This window comes from Metabacillus indicus, from assembly GCF_046603695.1.
In the GTDB taxonomy this organism is placed as follows: Bacteria; Bacillota; Bacilli; order Bacillales; family Bacillaceae; genus Bacillus_P; species Bacillus_P indicus.
Genome location: NZ_CP176757.1, coordinates 1,605,695 through 1,620,798 on the forward strand (window position 1 = coordinate 1,605,695; position 15,104 = coordinate 1,620,798).

12 protein-coding genes are annotated in these 15,104 nt (G+C 43.9%); 8 read left to right on the forward strand and 4 right to left on the reverse strand.

Going from position 1 to position 15,104, the window contains the following annotated elements:
• Window positions 1-63: 63 nt before the first annotated feature.
• From ACK1LH_RS07995 to ACK1LH_RS08005, 3 genes are all read right to left on the reverse strand, one after another.
• Window positions 64-1,557 (reverse strand): HD domain-containing phosphohydrolase, encoded by a 1,494-nt coding sequence (locus ACK1LH_RS07995; RefSeq protein WP_282033414.1) that lies wholly within the window; start codon window positions 1,555-1,557, stop codon window positions 64-66.
• A 155-nt stretch (window positions 1,558-1,712) separates the two neighbouring features.
• On the reverse strand, window positions 1,713-3,002 hold the full coding sequence (locus ACK1LH_RS08000; protein WP_411334926.1) for an MFS transporter: 1,290 nt from the start codon (window positions 3,000-3,002) through the stop codon (window positions 1,713-1,715).
• A gap of 89 nt (window positions 3,003-3,091) precedes the next feature.
• Window positions 3,092-3,586, reverse strand: coding sequence for a L,D-transpeptidase family protein (locus ACK1LH_RS08005; RefSeq protein WP_411334927.1), 495 nt, complete (start codon window positions 3,584-3,586; stop codon window positions 3,092-3,094).
• Between the two features lie 180 nt (window positions 3,587-3,766).
• On the opposite strand from ACK1LH_RS08005, the gene ACK1LH_RS08010 reads away from it, so the two are divergent.
• The 3 genes from ACK1LH_RS08010 to ACK1LH_RS08020 all read left to right on the forward strand — a co-directional run bounded on the left by ACK1LH_RS08010 (window position 3,767) and on the right by ACK1LH_RS08020 (window position 9,829).
• A complete protein-coding gene (locus tag ACK1LH_RS08010; RefSeq protein ID WP_411334928.1) occupies window positions 3,767-5,293 on the forward strand; it encodes an exopolyphosphatase in 1,527 nt (508 codons plus the stop codon).
• 156 nt (window positions 5,294-5,449) lie between these two features.
• Entirely contained in the window at window positions 5,450-7,561 is a 2,112-nt protein-coding gene (locus ACK1LH_RS08015) for an RNA degradosome polyphosphate kinase (RefSeq protein ID WP_051865140.1), read from the forward strand.
• Window positions 7,562-7,729: 168 nt separating this feature from the next.
• Window positions 7,730-9,829 (forward strand): EAL domain-containing protein, encoded by a 2,100-nt coding sequence (locus tag ACK1LH_RS08020; RefSeq protein ID WP_411334929.1) that lies wholly within the window; start codon window positions 7,730-7,732, stop codon window positions 9,827-9,829.
• A 1-nt stretch (window position 9,830) separates the two neighbouring features.
• Here ACK1LH_RS08020 and ACK1LH_RS08025 read toward each other — a convergent pair whose 3' ends face one another.
• The gene (locus tag ACK1LH_RS08025; RefSeq protein ID WP_411334930.1) at window positions 9,831-10,643 is read right to left on the reverse strand and encodes a metallophosphoesterase; all 813 of its coding nucleotides are present in this window, start codon (window positions 10,641-10,643) and stop codon (window positions 9,831-9,833) included.
• A 157-nt stretch (window positions 10,644-10,800) separates the two neighbouring features.
• Between ACK1LH_RS08025 and fadH the strand changes: the two genes are divergently transcribed.
• The 5 genes from fadH to ACK1LH_RS08050 all read left to right on the forward strand — a co-directional run bounded on the left by fadH (window position 10,801) and on the right by ACK1LH_RS08050 (window position 15,088).
• Window positions 10,801-11,607, forward strand: a complete 807-nt coding sequence (gene fadH, locus ACK1LH_RS08030; protein ID WP_282033418.1) for a 2,4-dienoyl-CoA reductase — start codon at window positions 10,801-10,803, stop codon at window positions 11,605-11,607.
• A gap of 145 nt (window positions 11,608-11,752) precedes the next feature.
• Window positions 11,753-12,955 carry an EAL-associated domain-containing protein gene (locus ACK1LH_RS08035; RefSeq protein ID WP_411335079.1) on the forward strand — a complete coding sequence of 401 codons (1,203 nt, stop codon included), beginning with the start codon at window positions 11,753-11,755 and terminating at the stop codon, window positions 12,953-12,955.
• A 56-nt stretch (window positions 12,956-13,011) separates the two neighbouring features.
• Window positions 13,012-13,251 carry a hypothetical protein gene (locus ACK1LH_RS08040; protein ID WP_029565497.1) on the forward strand — a complete coding sequence of 80 codons (240 nt, stop codon included), beginning with the start codon at window positions 13,012-13,014 and terminating at the stop codon, window positions 13,249-13,251.
• 183 nt (window positions 13,252-13,434) lie between these two features.
• On the forward strand, window positions 13,435-14,094 hold the full coding sequence (locus tag ACK1LH_RS08045) for a DUF3993 domain-containing protein (protein ID WP_029565498.1): 660 nt from the start codon (window positions 13,435-13,437) through the stop codon (window positions 14,092-14,094).
• A 97-nt stretch (window positions 14,095-14,191) separates the two neighbouring features.
• Window positions 14,192-15,088, forward strand: a complete 897-nt coding sequence (locus ACK1LH_RS08050) for a manganese catalase family protein (protein WP_029565499.1) — start codon at window positions 14,192-14,194, stop codon at window positions 15,086-15,088.
• Window positions 15,089-15,104: the final 16 nt, after the last annotated feature.

Here is a 15,104-nt window from a genome sequence, read left to right on the forward strand (position 1 = left end):
TTTATTCGCTTATTCTAAATTATACGTTTCCAGGTGTAAAATGCAAACTTAATCTAAAATCAATTACCCGTTTTCCCGGTTTTCGTTCATCAGCTGACGATCTGAAAACGAATCCATGATCTTCAGGAAATAATCCGCATAAACAGGATCCCATTGTGTGCCGCGTCCTTCTTTAATAATGGAGAGCGCTGTCTCAGACGGCATTCCGCGTCTGTATGGTCTGTCAGAAGTCATTGCGTCGTATGCGTCCGCAACGGCCATAATCCTTCCGAAAAGAGGAATATCATTTCCTGCGAGTCCTTCAGGGTATCCATGACCGTCAAACCGTTCATGATGATATTTGACGCCTGGAATGAGAGGCCGGAGCATTTCAGCAGGCTGTACACTTGAGAGAATGCTTGCACCAATAACCGGGTGTTTTTTAATTTCTTCATATTCTTCCATGGTCAAGCGTCCTTCTTTCATAAGGATGCTGTCTTTAATGCCGATTTTGCCGATGTCATGGAGAAGCGCTGATTTCCTCAAGTCATCAAGAGTTTCTTCACATAATCCTGCTTCCCTGCCAATCATAACGGAATATTCCGCTACTCTGATGGAGTGGCCAGCGGTATTAGGATCTCTTGCATCTAGAGCAGAGGCAAGTGTTGTATACAAACTTTCCAGAAGCTGATTATTGATCTGATCACGCTCTTTAAGCCCGCGTATCATTTTATTAAAACCAGCGATAACCGTTGCAAATTCATCCGAATAAACCTCATTCCGGTAATGGAATTGCCCCTGTTCAACCTCTGCCATGCCCTCCTGAAGCTTCTCAATAGGTTCAGAAATGTTTTTGAACAGCAAAAAAGAGCCAAAAACCGCAAATAGCACAGACATAATGACAATCAGCATGGACCAGCTCCAATATTCAGGCAATCCCGGAGCCACACCTTCCTTAAAACGCAGCTGTGAAGCCAGAGCAAACAGCAGCAGCGGGTATACACCAATGTAGATGGCGCTGAACATGACTTTGGACTTTAAAGAGATGGGGATTTCCCGGTCAGGCACAAGATCCGTCCCATAAAGCATAAGACCTTTATTGCGGAGGGTAATAAGCATAGGCTTCACCGCTTTGGAACATAAAAAGAATTCAATGACGCTGTGCATGCCCGCAACTAAGAACGTGACTGCAAAAGCTGGAAGAATGTATGATAGCGGGATATTCAGCAAGTTATTTTTTATTAGGCAGATTCCAAGCAGAACCGCAGGAACAGAAAAGCCAAAAAGATGAGGACCTAAAATTCTGTATACGCTTAGAAGCGGAAAACGGTGTGCCTGTCTGAAAGCAGCATCAAGCGTGTCCAAAGAGGTATCTCTGTCTTTGAAAACGTTTTTGATCGGAGCAATGTGTATTCGGAAGAGAGCCCATTCACAAAGGCTCATGCAGATAACCGAACACAAGAGCAGCAGCATCAGCAGCATGACTTCTGATGCTGAAATCGTAAGTGTAGTAAAAATAAGAACGGAACCCACGCCAAATACAGCCAATAAAGACGCAGTAAAATTATGAATGATCAACTTTGTTATAAACTCTTTATATAGTGTCAATTGGAGACCCAACTTTCAGTCAATACTTCTCCAGTAATATCGGCTGTTTTTTCTGAATCTTTACCGGAACACTGAAAACTTGAAAAAAAAAGACAGCAGATGATGTCTGCTGCCGTGAAAACGACTTACGAAATATGAATCTGTTCTTTTCCTGTCCGCTGTGCAAGCTTTCTCTGGGAATACTCGAGTTCTTTGCTTAGCTTTGGCAAAGTAAGGGCATAGAAAAGGAAAACGAAAAGAATCACAGTGGCCATTCCATAGTAGAGATATTCAATGTTGCTGATAAATTTCGGAAAGACTACGGCAATAATGCCAAGGGTCAGGGACTGAGCAAACATCATCAATGGATCTGTCCATCCGCTTACTCTGCCCATCAGTTTTGGATGGACGATTTTAGGCATCCAGCCTCCAATGGCCACATTAATTGGTCCAATGCATGTCCCAATAATGAACACAGTGGCAAGAAAAATGCCAAGATGATCGGTCAGACCAAGCATAAAAATCAGAATGCCGCTTACGAAAATCGGATAAATCATCATTTGATGCGGCTTGAATCTTGAAGACAGGAATGTACCGATGAGGCTTCCGGCAAGAAGTCCGGCTCCAAGGGAAATGGCGAAAAATGAAGCATACTTTTCGTAATTGTCAGGCGACAGCTCGTACTTCATAGTAAAGATCGGAAGGATGGAAAAAGCACCATTCACAAACCCGAATACAAAGAAACCGAACACGAGCGAAGCAAGCAACTTGTTTTTTACAATATACAGAATGCCGTCTTTAAAATCACGGTAAGTGGAAGAGAGACTGAAATCCTTCCATTTCGCTTTTCCATTTGGAAGTCTTGCCTCCATGGGAATTTTGCATCGCCGGATGAGAATTGCAGAGATGACAAAGCTGATAAAGTCGAAAGCCACGGCGCCCTTTAGTCCGATTGTCTGATAGGCGATTGCACCGAGCCCCACTCCGAAAACCATAAATATACTGAACAGAATCTGGTTCAGCCCTGCAGCCTGCGCATACTGCTCTTTGCTTAAAATTCCCTGCACTAGGCTCGCTTCAGCAGGATAGAAGAATTTTGTCACTGCACTTCTTAAAAAGAGCAGGAAGAAAATGAGCGGGATGGAATTTAAAAACAAGGAACCAAACAGAAGCACAGTCAGAAATGCCCTGATCCAGTCACAGTTTTCAGCTACTTTTTTTCTGTCAAAACGGTCTGCAACCACCCCGACAAGAAAGAAAACAAACAATGTTGGAAGTGAATACATCAATTCTGCCAGTGTCGCATAGGACGGCTGATGGCTGAAACGGTCCAATAAATAAAAGGCAAAGGCCATATTTCCGATTGTAGTGCCCATTTGCGAAGCGAGTGCGGCAAAAAAAAGCTTCACAAAATTTCTGTTTTCAAAGATTTTCATTATGCTGCTCCTTATTTTGCAGGATAGTAGTCACAGTAGTTATTATAATAGAAACATGTTCGTTTTAACATAAAGTTTTTGTAAAAATTTTACTGGCGAATGGATACCCTTGTTCCGTTCGGGACAAGGGACCCGAGGTCAAGGACATCTTTGTTCTGCATGCGGATGCAGCCTCTTGAAACAGCCTTTCCGATTGAGCTTGGATCGTTCGTGCCGTGTATGCCGTAATGAATTTTTGACAGGCTGAGCCAAAGCACTCCAAATGGACCTCCAGGATTCGGCTGTCGGTTGACAATGACAAATTCTCCAATAGGGGTTCTTGAAAGAATCTTCCCGACAGCTATCGGATAGACTTTCATCACTTGTCCTCTATTCAGCAGAGTCAGCTGTCTGCGGCCAATCGATATCATGATGCTGTATGGAATGGAAGAAGGCTCAGGCAGCCCGGGAATAATCAGAGGCTGTCCGGCGGTTAATTTATTAGGATCTGACAGCTGGTTGGCAGTAATGAGAACCGCCGGACTGATGCGGAAGTCCTGGGCAATAGAGGTGAGGGTCTCACCGGGTTTTACAAGATAGATCATCTGTTTTCACCGCTTTATTTGTGATGAATACTTCGTTTCACATGACTAGGCTCCGAGGCATTTGCTCAGTTCCGGCGTGTTAAAGCATCATATGTGCACATATGGATTTTGTTTCCGCCCGCTGTGCCACTCCGTTTCTTCGATGTGGTATAATTTTCTATATTCAGAGGAGTTGAGCAGATGATTAAGGAAAAATATGCGATTATTGACATTGGCTCTAACACAATGAGACTGGTTATTTATCAGCGTGATAAAAGCCGGAGACTCAAAGAAATTGAAAATGTAAAGATATCGGCGAGGCTCAGGAACTATTTAACAGATGAGTCTTTCTTAAACGACGAAGGAATCACCGTTTTAGTTTCATCTCTGCTCAGTTTTCAGGAAGTAACGAGGCATCATGACCTTAAAGATGTGAAGTGTGCAGCAACGGCGACCATCAGACAGGCTGTCAATAAGGACGACGTCTTAAGAATCGTTAAAGAAAAAACCGATTTTACGATCCGCATACTCTCCGAATATGAAGAGGCATATTACGGTTTCCTCGCAGCCGTAAATTCCACTCAGATCAGGAGCGGAATCACCATTGATATCGGCGGGGGGAGTACGGAGATTACCTACTTTGAAAACCGCAGCCTCATAAATTATCACAGCTTTCCTTTCGGCGCCCTGTCTTTGAAAAAAGAGTTTGTAAAAGGGGAAAAACCGACAAAGGCAGAATTGCATGAGCTAAGGCTTTATCTTGAAGAAAACTTCAGAACACTGCCTTGGCTTATGAATAAAGGTCTGCCGGTAGTGGCAATAGGGGGAAGTGCGCGCAATATCGTACAAATCCACCAGGCCATGCAGGAATATCCGCTTGCAGGCGTCCACTTATATGAAATGTCAGGAAACGATCTCCTGGACGTTCAGCAATTTCTTTCCCCCATGACCATGCATGAGCTGCAACGAACGGAGGGACTGTCAAAAGACAGGGCTGATATTATTCTTCCGGCAGCGCAGGTTTTTGTCACGCTGACAGCCATTACGGCTTCAGACCGGTTTATCTTGAGCCGAAAGGGCCTGAGGGACGGCGTTTTTTATGAAGAGCTTACGAGAGGCACAGGAACAGCCATTTTTCCGAGTGTCATTGAAGAAAGCTTTCACGAATTGCTGAGTGATTATGACATTGATCTTGATCACGTGCAGCATGTCACAAAAATTGCCCTTGAGCTGTATTCCGGTTTAGCTGCAGCGGGGAAAATTTCTTATACAGAAGAAGATATCCGCCTGATCAGGAGAGGATCGTTCGTTTATAATCTGGGGCAGTACATTGATTCGGAATCAAGCAGCCAGCATACCTTTTACCTGATTGCCAACCGGACGATAGACGGTCTGTCCCACAGAGACAGACTGAAGCTTGCGCTGATCGCCTCCTTTAAAAGCAAGTCTGCCTACAAACAATATTCAGCTCCTTTCAAACACTGGTTTTCAAAAGTTGAACAGCACAAGATCATGCTGCTTGGAGCCATCATTAAATTTGCATACAGTCTGAATGCAACAAAAAGAAATGTTGTCCGTTCTGTCAGCCTGCAGGATGAAATTGACCGCACAGTCTGCATCATCACATGTGACGGCAATTATATGCCTGAGGAGTATCAGGCAGAAAAACAAAAAAAGAATCTTGAAAAATTTCTGAAGAAAAACATTCAATTAAAGTTTCAGCAATAGATTAGTAAAGAGAAAAGAAGAGGAGAAGCTCTTCTTTTTTCTGCAGCATTTACATAAACCACATATAATCTTTACACACCATTTACTTTCCTCTAAACCTCAAGTGCTATCATTACAAATGAATCCAAATGACTAATTCAAAAGGGTGACTTTTTTATGAGCACATTGCACACCGATGAAGCAAAACTTGGCAGCCCTCACTATTACAATAACCGGGAGCTCAGCTGGCTTGCCTTTAACAAAAGAGTGCTCGAAGAGGCGATTGACAGCAGAAACCCACTTTTGGAACGCTTGAAGTTCCTTGCGATTTTCAGCTCAAACCTTGATGAGTTTTTTATGGTCAGGGTTGCGGGTCTAAAGGACCAGGTGAAGGCGGGTTTCGGCAAACCTGAGAACAAAGCTGGACTTACCCCGAAACAGCAGCTGAAGCAAATATCAGAACTGAATCATAAACTTGTTGATCTCCAGGCAGGCACCTATAATGACGTGATTCTACCCGCATTGAAGAAGGAAGGGATTGTATTCTTAAGCTTAGAAAGCCTTAAGGAGGACCAGCTTGACATCATTGAAAAACACTTTGACGAGCACATTTTTCCCGTGCTGACCCCAATGGCTGTTGATGCATACAGGCCATTTCCCATGCTTCTGAATAAGAGCCTCAATCTGGTCGTGAAGCTTGAAGATCATTCTGAAACAGAAGAATTCAGGGCGAAAACGGCCATAGTGCAGGTTCCGGCCGTGCTCGACCGGTTTATTCCCATCCCTTCAGGCGAAAAAGACTGCTCATATGTACTATTGGAAGATGTAATCACCCGCTATATACATAAACTGTTCCACGGCTATCACGTCCAGTCGGTCACACCTTTCCGCATTACCCGAAACGCCGATATGACCATACACGAAGAAGGGGCAAGAGACCTTCTGAAGGAAATAGAAAAAGAACTGAAGAAAAGAAAATGGGGTGCAGCCGTCCGGCTTGAAGTGAGAAAGAACGGCTTTGATTCGCACGTTTTGGATTATCTCCTTGAAGAACTTGAGATCCACAGCGGCGATGTTTATGAAATTGACGGACCGCTCGATTTTACTTTTCTGTTTGGTTTTTACAAAGAGCTGAGTTCTAAATTTGAACATCTGACGTTTGAAACGTTTATTCCGCAGCCTCCTAAAGATCTTCTTGCTGATGATGATGTTTTTCAGACCGCAGCCGTCCAGGACCTGTTTTTGCACCATCCCTATGAATCTTTCGAACCTGTGATTGATTTTGTCAGAGACGCTGCAGAAGACCCTGATGTATTAGCCATCAAACAGACTCTTTACAGGGTAAGCGGCGGATCGCCTGTCATTGAAGCGCTGAAAAAAGCGGCTGAAAATGGCAAGCAGGTAACCGTCTTAGTTGAACTTAAAGCAAGGTTTGACGAAGAGAACAATGTTCAGTGGGCAAAAGAACTGGAAAAAGCGGGATGTCATGTTATTTACGGCATGACCTACTTAAAAACCCACAGCAAAATTACGCTTGTTGTCAGACGGAAAAACAGCCTGATTGAACGGTTTGTTCATCTGGGGACCGGAAATTACAACGATCAGACAGCGAAAATTTACACGGACATGAGTTTGATTACCTCTGACTACCACTTTGGAATTGATGCGACCAATTTCTTCAATTATTTAAGCGGCTACACAGAAAAGCCGGAATTTCATCACATTTCAGTCGCGCCCTTCGATATTAGAACCGATTTTTTAAAGCTTGTTGATCAGGAAATTGATTACCACCGTCATTTCGGAAACGGAAGAATTATTGCGAAGATGAATTCACTCACAGATAAAGCGATTATTATGAAGCTTTATGAGGCTTCGATTGCAGGAGTGAAGATTGACTTGATTGTGCGGGGCACATGCTGCCTGAGACCGGGAATTGAGGGAATCAGTGAAAAAATCCGGGTAAGAAGCATTGTCGGCAGGTTTTTGGAGCACAGCCGGATTTACTCTTTTCATCACAACGGCGAAAATAAGATGTTTTTATCCTCAGCTGACATGATGACCAGAAATATGGAAAAGCGGGTTGAAATACTCTTTCCGGTGTTTGATGTGAAAATTAAGACGAGAATCTTTTCAATGCTTGATATTATGCTGTCTGATAATGTCAAAGCCAGAGAACAGGATGCGTCCGGTGATTATCATTATGTATCCCGGCTCCCCCATGAAGAGGAGATTGACAGCCAGGCAATATTGCGAAAATTGTCCTACAGAGTATCAGAGGATGAGGAATGATAAGGAGAGTGCCGTTCAGGTGCTCTTTTTTTGCGTGGAGTAAATAGCAGCAGCCCACTTTCACAGAAGGAATCATAGTACAGGCAGTGCAGGATATGATACTATGAAAAAAGACTTATTAAAAACGGTGAAGTGCGTGATAAAGATCATGCTGAGAATGAGGGTATCATGAATAAATTAAAGAAAGCCATTACAGAAGATTTCAGTTCAGAAGAAAATATTGAAAAAATAGAATCTATCATTTTTGCCATCATTCTTGAACATATAAAAGATCTTGTTTTTCTGATGAAGGTTGATGAGGGGCAGCTGCGGTATGTATTTGTGAATGACGAAGGAGTGAGGCATGCCGGGCTTCCGGATCATTACGGGGGCATGGCGCTTTCGGATGTGATGGATAAAAGCACCTCCCTTCATCTCACGGAAATGTACAGGACCGTCATAGAGTTAAAAGAACCATATTCCTTTCAGGATCAAGTGCAGTTATCGGATGGGTCCGTCATGTTCGGTGAATCGATGCTGACGCCGATTTTAAACGATAAAGGAGACGTCATCTATATTATTTCAGTCACGAGGGATATTTCAGACCGAATGCTTGAAAGGCAAAAGCTCATTGAGAGCGAACAGAGATACAGGTCCCTGTTCGATCACACGAATGACAGCATCCTCTCACTCAATTTGAACGGCACAATCCTGTCGGCAAATCCCGCTGCGATTAATCTTTTTAAAAGAGTAACGATTTCAATTACAGGAAAGTCCATATTTAAACTGTTTGAACAAAATACAGCTGAAACGGAGAAGCTGTTAACCGAAGCCTCCGAAGGAAGAACGTTTGAGACAGACGTCAAGCTGGCAGTGAAGAGCAAGGAATGGCACCTTCACCTGAAAACATTTCCGATTGTTTTAAATGGAAGCGTTCAGGGCATCTATCTGTTTGCGAAAGACGTTTCTGACCAAAAGCGGCACGAGGCCCTGATCAGTCATATGGCTTTTCATGATGCACTGACCGGACTTTTGAACCGGACGGCCCTTGAAAAACATCTTAAAGATTGTCTAAGCAGTGATGCGGCCTCTGTTCATGCGCTCATGTATATTGACCTTGACAGGTTCAAATGGCTGAATGATACAGCAGGCCACTCGGCAGGAGATCTGCTCCTGCAAAAAGTGAGTGATCGCCTGCAGTCCATTGCAGCACCGTCCTTCAGTGTATACCGCCATGGAGGGGACGAGTTTATCCTGTTATTCAGAAATACTGATAAGTTGGAGGCAACCTCCTACGCTAAGCAAATTCTTGATTTGTTTGCCGAACCTTATTATCTCAATGAACTTGTTTATTTTGTCAGTCCGAGCATCGGAATCAGCCTGTACCCTGAGCATGGAATCAGCGGGGAAGAACTGATTGCAGGGGCCGACCTTGCCCTATACGAAGCGAAGCATCAGGGAAGGGGACAGTTTCAAGTATTTCATTTCGGGCTCCATCACCGGTCAAAAAGGCTCCTTGATATGGATTCAGGCCTTAGGCAGGCGATTGAAAACGATGAACTTCACCTCGTCTATCAGCCTCAGATTAATCTTGAAACGGGCGCGACAGAGGGTTTTGAAGCTCTTGTCAGGTGGGAAAGCGAGGTGCTTGGAAACGTTTCTCCGGCCGAATTTATTCCTGCTGCTGAGGAATCCGGACTGATTATCCCCATTGGAGAATGGATCATGGAAGAAGCGTTCAGACAGCTTGCTGAGTGGAGGTTCGAGGGGTTCGGGGACCAATGCATTTCCATCAACCTGTCTTCCAAACAGTTTCAGCAGCGGAACCTTCCTGAAATGATCAGGTCTCTGCTTCAGACCTATCAAATTATGCCATGGCAAATTACACTTGAAGTGACTGAAAGCGCGCTACATCACCAAAAAGAAGCTTCGCTTGTCTTAAAGAAGCTGAAGGAAATCGGTGTGGGGATTGCGATTGATGATTTTGGGAGCGGATTAACTTCGCTGCAAAGTCTTAAAACGTATCCTGTGGACCTTTTAAAAATAGACCCGGCATTTATTAAAGGCGGAATAAGCGATGGCAAAGACGCGGCGGTGATTGCTTCAATCGTTCACTTTGCTCAAAGTCTTTCTCTTGAAGTTCTCGCAGAAGGAATTGAGACTGAAAATCAGGCGGAGTGGCTGCTCTCGCTGAATTGCAACAGGGGCCAGGGCTTTTATTTTTCAGGCCCGCTTTTACCGTCAGAAATATCGTCCGGGTTCAGCTGCAGCACCAAAAAAGCACCTTAATTCAGGTGCTTTTTTCTTTTGTTCTTAATGTGAAAACAGTGATTTCAGGGACAGAAAGAAATCGGAAAGGAAGCCTCGTTGTACCAAGCCCCCTGTTCACATACAGGGTCAGCCCTTCCTCTTCATACATGCCCTCTGTATAGACAGAGGCAAAGGGAGGAGTTATGAGCGGGCCATAAAGGGGCAGCTGGACCTGTCCGCCGTGGCTGTGGCCTGAAAGCTGCCAGTCTGCAGGGTGCTTTTTCGTTTCCAGTGCAGCATCCGGCTCATGTGCAAGAAGGAGAGTGAAATGACTGCTGTCTGCACCGGCAAGCGCCTGCTGATAATCAGGTTTTCCAAGCATCAAATCGTCGATTCCCGCCAAATAGATGAATGAACCATCCAGCAATGAAATCTTTTTGCCGCTGTTTTTCAGCAGAGAAAAACCGGACTCTTCCATTATGGCCTTATAAACGTCTGTACCGTATCCCCCATGGTCGTGATTTCCGTATATGGAGTATTTTCCGAGCGGTGCTTTTAATTTTTTCAATTCAGGGGCAATTTTATGCAAATATTCGTATTGATTCGGTTTATCGACAAGATCTCCTGTAAATAAAATGATGTCGGGAGAAAGCTGGTTTATTTTACTTACAACTTTGACCAGCTGGGCAATTGAATAATCATGACCCAGATGGGTATCGCTGAATTGAACCACTCTAAGGCCGTCAAAGGCCGGAGGGATTTTGCCGTTTTTCATAGGTATTTGAGTCACTTTCATCAATTTCGGCTCAATATACCGTGCATATGCATAGCCGAAAAAAAGAGCAAACAGCATTCCTGCAGCTGCCGTTAAAAAAAGCTTGAGAAAACTTCTCCTCGAATGGGTGTGTTCCAGACTGCCGCCCCCTTTCTAAAAAAACTGCCCCTACTACTTTTAGAAAGACGACCCGTTTTCCTCTTTTTGAGATAATTATTTTAATTGTTAGAAAACTATGGTAAAATATGAATGGTCATTCATTTTGGGGGTGTTTTTGTTGAAGGATAAAGTAATTATAGTTACAGGCGGTTCCAGCGGGATGGGAAAAGCAATGGCGGCAAAGTTTGCGGCACAAGGCGCGAACGTTGTCATTACAGGAAGATCACTTGAAAATTTAGAAGCAGCCAAAGAGGAAATGACAGGTCTTGAAGGGACAATCACTCCGTTTCAGATGGATGTGAGAGTGCCTGAAATGTCAGAAGAGCTGATCCGTAAAACCGATGAAGCATTCGGACGCATTGACGGCCTTGTCAACAATGCTGCGGGTAATTTCATCTGTCCGGCTGAACAGCTTTCGGTTAATGGCTGGAACTCCGTAATCAATATTGTCTTGAACGGAACGTTTTACTGCAGCAGTGCAGCAGGGAAGTACTGGATTGAAAAGCAGCAAAAAGGATCGATTTTGAACATGGTTGCTACATATGCTTGGGGAGCCGGAGCAGGTGTCATTCACTCTGCTGCAGCGAAAGCAGGCGTGCTGTCCATGACAAGAACGCTTGCTGTTGAGTGGGGAAGAAAATACGGCATTCGGGTAAATGCCATCGCACCGGGTCCTATTGAGAGAACTGGGGGAGCGGACAAGCTGTTTCAATCTGAGGAAGCAGCTAAGAGAACGCTGAAAAGTGTACCGCTTGGACGTCTTGGAACACCTGAGGAAATCGCATCCCTGGCTTCGTTCATCCTTTCTGATGAAGCTTCATACATGAACGGGGAATGCATTACATTAGACGGCGGACAGTGGCTGAATCAGCACCCGTTTTAATCACTGACGATACATTCAAAAAGATGCTCGCTTCCGAGCATCTTTTTTCATATCTTAAGCACCATTAAACCGTCCTCTCACTATGGTATAATCATACAAAACAAAGAGAGAAAGCGGGGAATGGGATTTGGATCCATTGGATATTATGTCAAACCTGGAGGACGCCAGACCGTTCTACCAGGCGATTTTCAGTGCAGACGAACAAAAGGCAATCGGGTATGAGATCGTAGGGAGAATCTGCATTCATAACGAATGGAAGAGCATGGGGCCATTCTTTAGGGATGATTCCATTCCTGATGAATACAGACTTGAGGCAGACTGCCACATTTTACATAAGGCTCTTGATGATTTTCTTGATCCGGCTGATGATACCCTGATTTTTATTAACAGAGATGCAAATCTCCTTATGCTTGATCATGGGGAAAGTCTTCTTGAACAATTGTTTCAATGGCAGGAAAAGGGCGGAAATCTTGAACGGATCGTGATAGAAATTACGGAGCATACATTTACAGGAGATATTCGGCAGCTTACACATGTTTTTACCTATTACCGGACATACGGCATTAAAATGGCGGTTGAAAATGTAGGGAAAGCAAGCAGCAATTTGGACAGAATTGCTCTTCTGATGCCCAATATCCTGAAAATTGATCTGCAGCCCCTGAGGTTAACGTCGCCCCTGCAAACGTATCACGATGTCCTGTATTCCATATCCCTGCTTGCAAGAAAAATAGGTGCAGCCATTTTGTACAGCGAAATTGACCTTCATTTCCAGTTTCAGTACGCGTGGAAAAATGGCGGCCGTTTCTTTCAGGGGGATTATCTTCAGCCGCCAAGAGAAGGCAAAATAGAACCTTACCTCCTGAAAGAGAAAATGACAGGAGAGTTTCAGGCGTTTATCAGATATGAAAAGAAAAAACTGCAGCATTTCTATGACCTGTCTGAACAGTTTCATCAAAGAATCAGTCTTCTGTTTGCAAAAGAATCCAAGCATGCTGCAGGTTCATTTGATGAACTCATTAAAAAACTCGCGGAAGAACTGAACGATTGCTGTTTCAGGATCTACGTCTGCGACGGGGACGGTTTTCAGCAAAGCTCGAACTTCCTGAAAAAAGACGATGAATGGAAAATTCAGCCTCATTATAACCAAAAAAACTGGAGCTGGCGCCCTTATTTTCTTGAAAATATCATGAAAATGCAGATCAGGAAAAAAGGCTTTTTCAGTGATGTGTACAGCGACATTGAAACAGGTGAATCCATCAGAACATTCTCTTACCCGATTGATCAGCAGCATTACCTGTTCCTCGATCTGCCCTATTCCTATCTTTACGAAAATGAGGGGCTGCTGTAATAAATTTTGTTCATTGCGCCATCCTAGATAGAAAGAACACTCTAAGGGGTGACAATATGGACAAATTCACACTCGCTCTGGCTATTCTGGCATTTATGATTGCTGGAGGCGGACTGCTGTACACAATTGGTGTAGGGCGGCTTGTGGACACTAGAAAGAGCGAACACGATACCCAGATGAATGAGAAAATTCAGGCGCATCCCTATATTAGGAATCCTGTATTTCTGGCCTGCCTGATAGCAGCAGCTTTCATTGCGGTCTACATTTTTTATCTTGCTTTCACACGTACATGGTAAACAGCAGCAATCAGCTGCTGTTTTTGTTTTGAGAAGAAATACGATTAACCTTTTTTCAATAGGGTAATGAATAAAATAAGAGAAATTGTCAGAAAATGATGGTATTTTGTGGATTATCGTTGGATAAAAACGACACAGACTCTGATAAAATTTAAGCACAGATATTAGCGGGAGGGTAATGACATGAAACTTCTTTTAAGCACACTCGTCGCACTTATATTATTTCTGGGTTACGGACATGCAGGTTCTGCTGAGGAACTGCTGACTGAGGAACAGTCGGTTCAGGCAGTGCAGGAGGCATCAGAGGTACAAGCCTCTCTCACCGAAAAGGAACGGCCTTTAAATGAAATAAAGGCTATGATGAAACCTTATTTCACTCATTCCTTTATTGAAACCTACGTAAAAGAGAACGTAAAAGAGACTGAAAACGGCTATATTGTATACGGCAGTGATTTTATCCCGTACAGCATGCCATATTTCAATTATGAGGAAGAGCTGACGTTCGGTGCCGAGAAAAACACGTATAAATTATTTCAGTTTTTTCCTGCTGAAGAGGAAGGACCTGTGAGCTATGATGACCATTATGAGGCTGTCCTGTTTGTGAAGGAGAACGGCGAGTATAAAATTGATGATGTCATCTTTTCAGAAACTGAGCCGAAAACTGAATCTCCCGAAAAGAAACAAAATCTGCTTAATGTCAGCCTGATTTTCAATCAGCCTGAGGGCGTTCTATTTGGAAATGAGGGCGGTTTCAGTTTTGTTTTGAACCCTTATTTTCAGATGAAAACTCTGCTGAGCGCTTACGCCTATGACGTTAAGAGTGCTGCTGTAAATGCAGAGTGATAAGAAAGACATCTTCCAGTTCTCAGTTAGGTAATAAGACAAATTCCGGCCTGCATAACCTCTAAAGGGAACCACTCTTTTAAAGGGGGATTACGGGATGATAAAGCGGTTTAACCGGCTGCTGATTGAGCTGCCAAAGCCGAAGTATGCGGATCCAAATGCGGCAGCTGCCGTTCAGGAGCTGCTCGGCGGAAAATTCGGTGAGATGTCAACGCTTAATAATTATATGTTTCAGTCCTTCAATTTCAGGCAGAAGAAAAAGCTGAAGCCTTTTTATGATCTGGTTTCAAGCATAACGGCCGAGGAGTTTGGCCATGTTGAGCTCGTTTCCAATACGATCAATTTAATCCTGAGCGGCTCCACTTATCCTGCACCTCCTGATGCGACACCTATGCAGGGGGCAAAGGACAAGAGGAACAGCCAGCATTTTATTCAGACGGCACAGACCTCCTATCCCTTTGACTCTATGGGAAAACCATGGACGGGAGAAAATGTATTCAACAGCGGGAATCTGGTCCTTGATCTGCTTCATAACTTTTTCCTTGAATGCGGGGCGAGGACGCATAAAATGAGAGTGTATGAGATGACGGACCACCCGGTAGCTAGAGAGATGATCGGGTACTTGCTCGTCCGTGGCGGGGTGCATGTCGTTGCATATGCAAAAGCTCTTGAAGTCATTACCGGTGTTGATGTCGGAAAAATGCTGCCGATACCTAATCTTGATAATAAAGCCTTTGCCGATGCGAAAAAATTTGAGGACATGGGCATCCATCTGAGGCTTTATACGTTCAGTGATACGGATTATAAAGACATAAATAAAATCTGGAAGGGACAGCATCCGATTGACGGCCAGCCTCTAAAAGTATTTGACGGCATGCCATCAGGATCGCCGGTGCCGGATCTGGAAGAAATACCAGAAGAATTCGCCCCGGGTATTTCTAAAGAGGATTTTGATGAAATTGCTAAGAGGCTTATGAGGTCAGCAGGTATATAAAAAGGATGTCCCAAAA

Coding starts and splice junctions, on each gene's coding strand:
- ACK1LH_RS08000 (WP_411334926.1), bottom strand. CDS start 3,002: ATGAAAATCTTTGAAAACAGAAATTTTGTGAAGCTTTTTTTTGCCGCA.
- ACK1LH_RS08005 (WP_411334927.1), bottom strand. CDS start 3,586: ATGATCTATCTTGTAAAACCCGGTGAGACCCTCACCTCTATTGCCCAG.
- ACK1LH_RS08010 (WP_411334928.1), top strand. CDS start 3,767: ATGATTAAGGAAAAATATGCGATTATTGACATTGGCTCTAACACAATG.
- ACK1LH_RS08015 (WP_051865140.1), top strand. CDS start 5,450: ATGAGCACATTGCACACCGATGAAGCAAAACTTGGCAGCCCTCACTAT.
- ACK1LH_RS08020 (WP_411334929.1), top strand. CDS start 7,730: ATGAATAAATTAAAGAAAGCCATTACAGAAGATTTCAGTTCAGAAGAA.
- ACK1LH_RS08025 (WP_411334930.1), bottom strand. CDS start 10,643: ATGCTGTTTGCTCTTTTTTTCGGCTATGCATATGCACGGTATATTGAG.
- fadH (WP_282033418.1), top strand. CDS start 10,801: ATGGTAAAATATGAATGGTCATTCATTTTGGGGGTGTTTTTGTTGAAG.
- ACK1LH_RS08035 (WP_411335079.1), top strand. CDS start 11,753: ATGTCAAACCTGGAGGACGCCAGACCGTTCTACCAGGCGATTTTCAGT.
- ACK1LH_RS08040 (WP_029565497.1), top strand. CDS start 13,012: ATGGACAAATTCACACTCGCTCTGGCTATTCTGGCATTTATGATTGCT.
- ACK1LH_RS08045 (WP_029565498.1), top strand. CDS start 13,435: ATGAAACTTCTTTTAAGCACACTCGTCGCACTTATATTATTTCTGGGT.
- ACK1LH_RS08050 (WP_029565499.1), top strand. CDS start 14,192: ATGATAAAGCGGTTTAACCGGCTGCTGATTGAGCTGCCAAAGCCGAAG.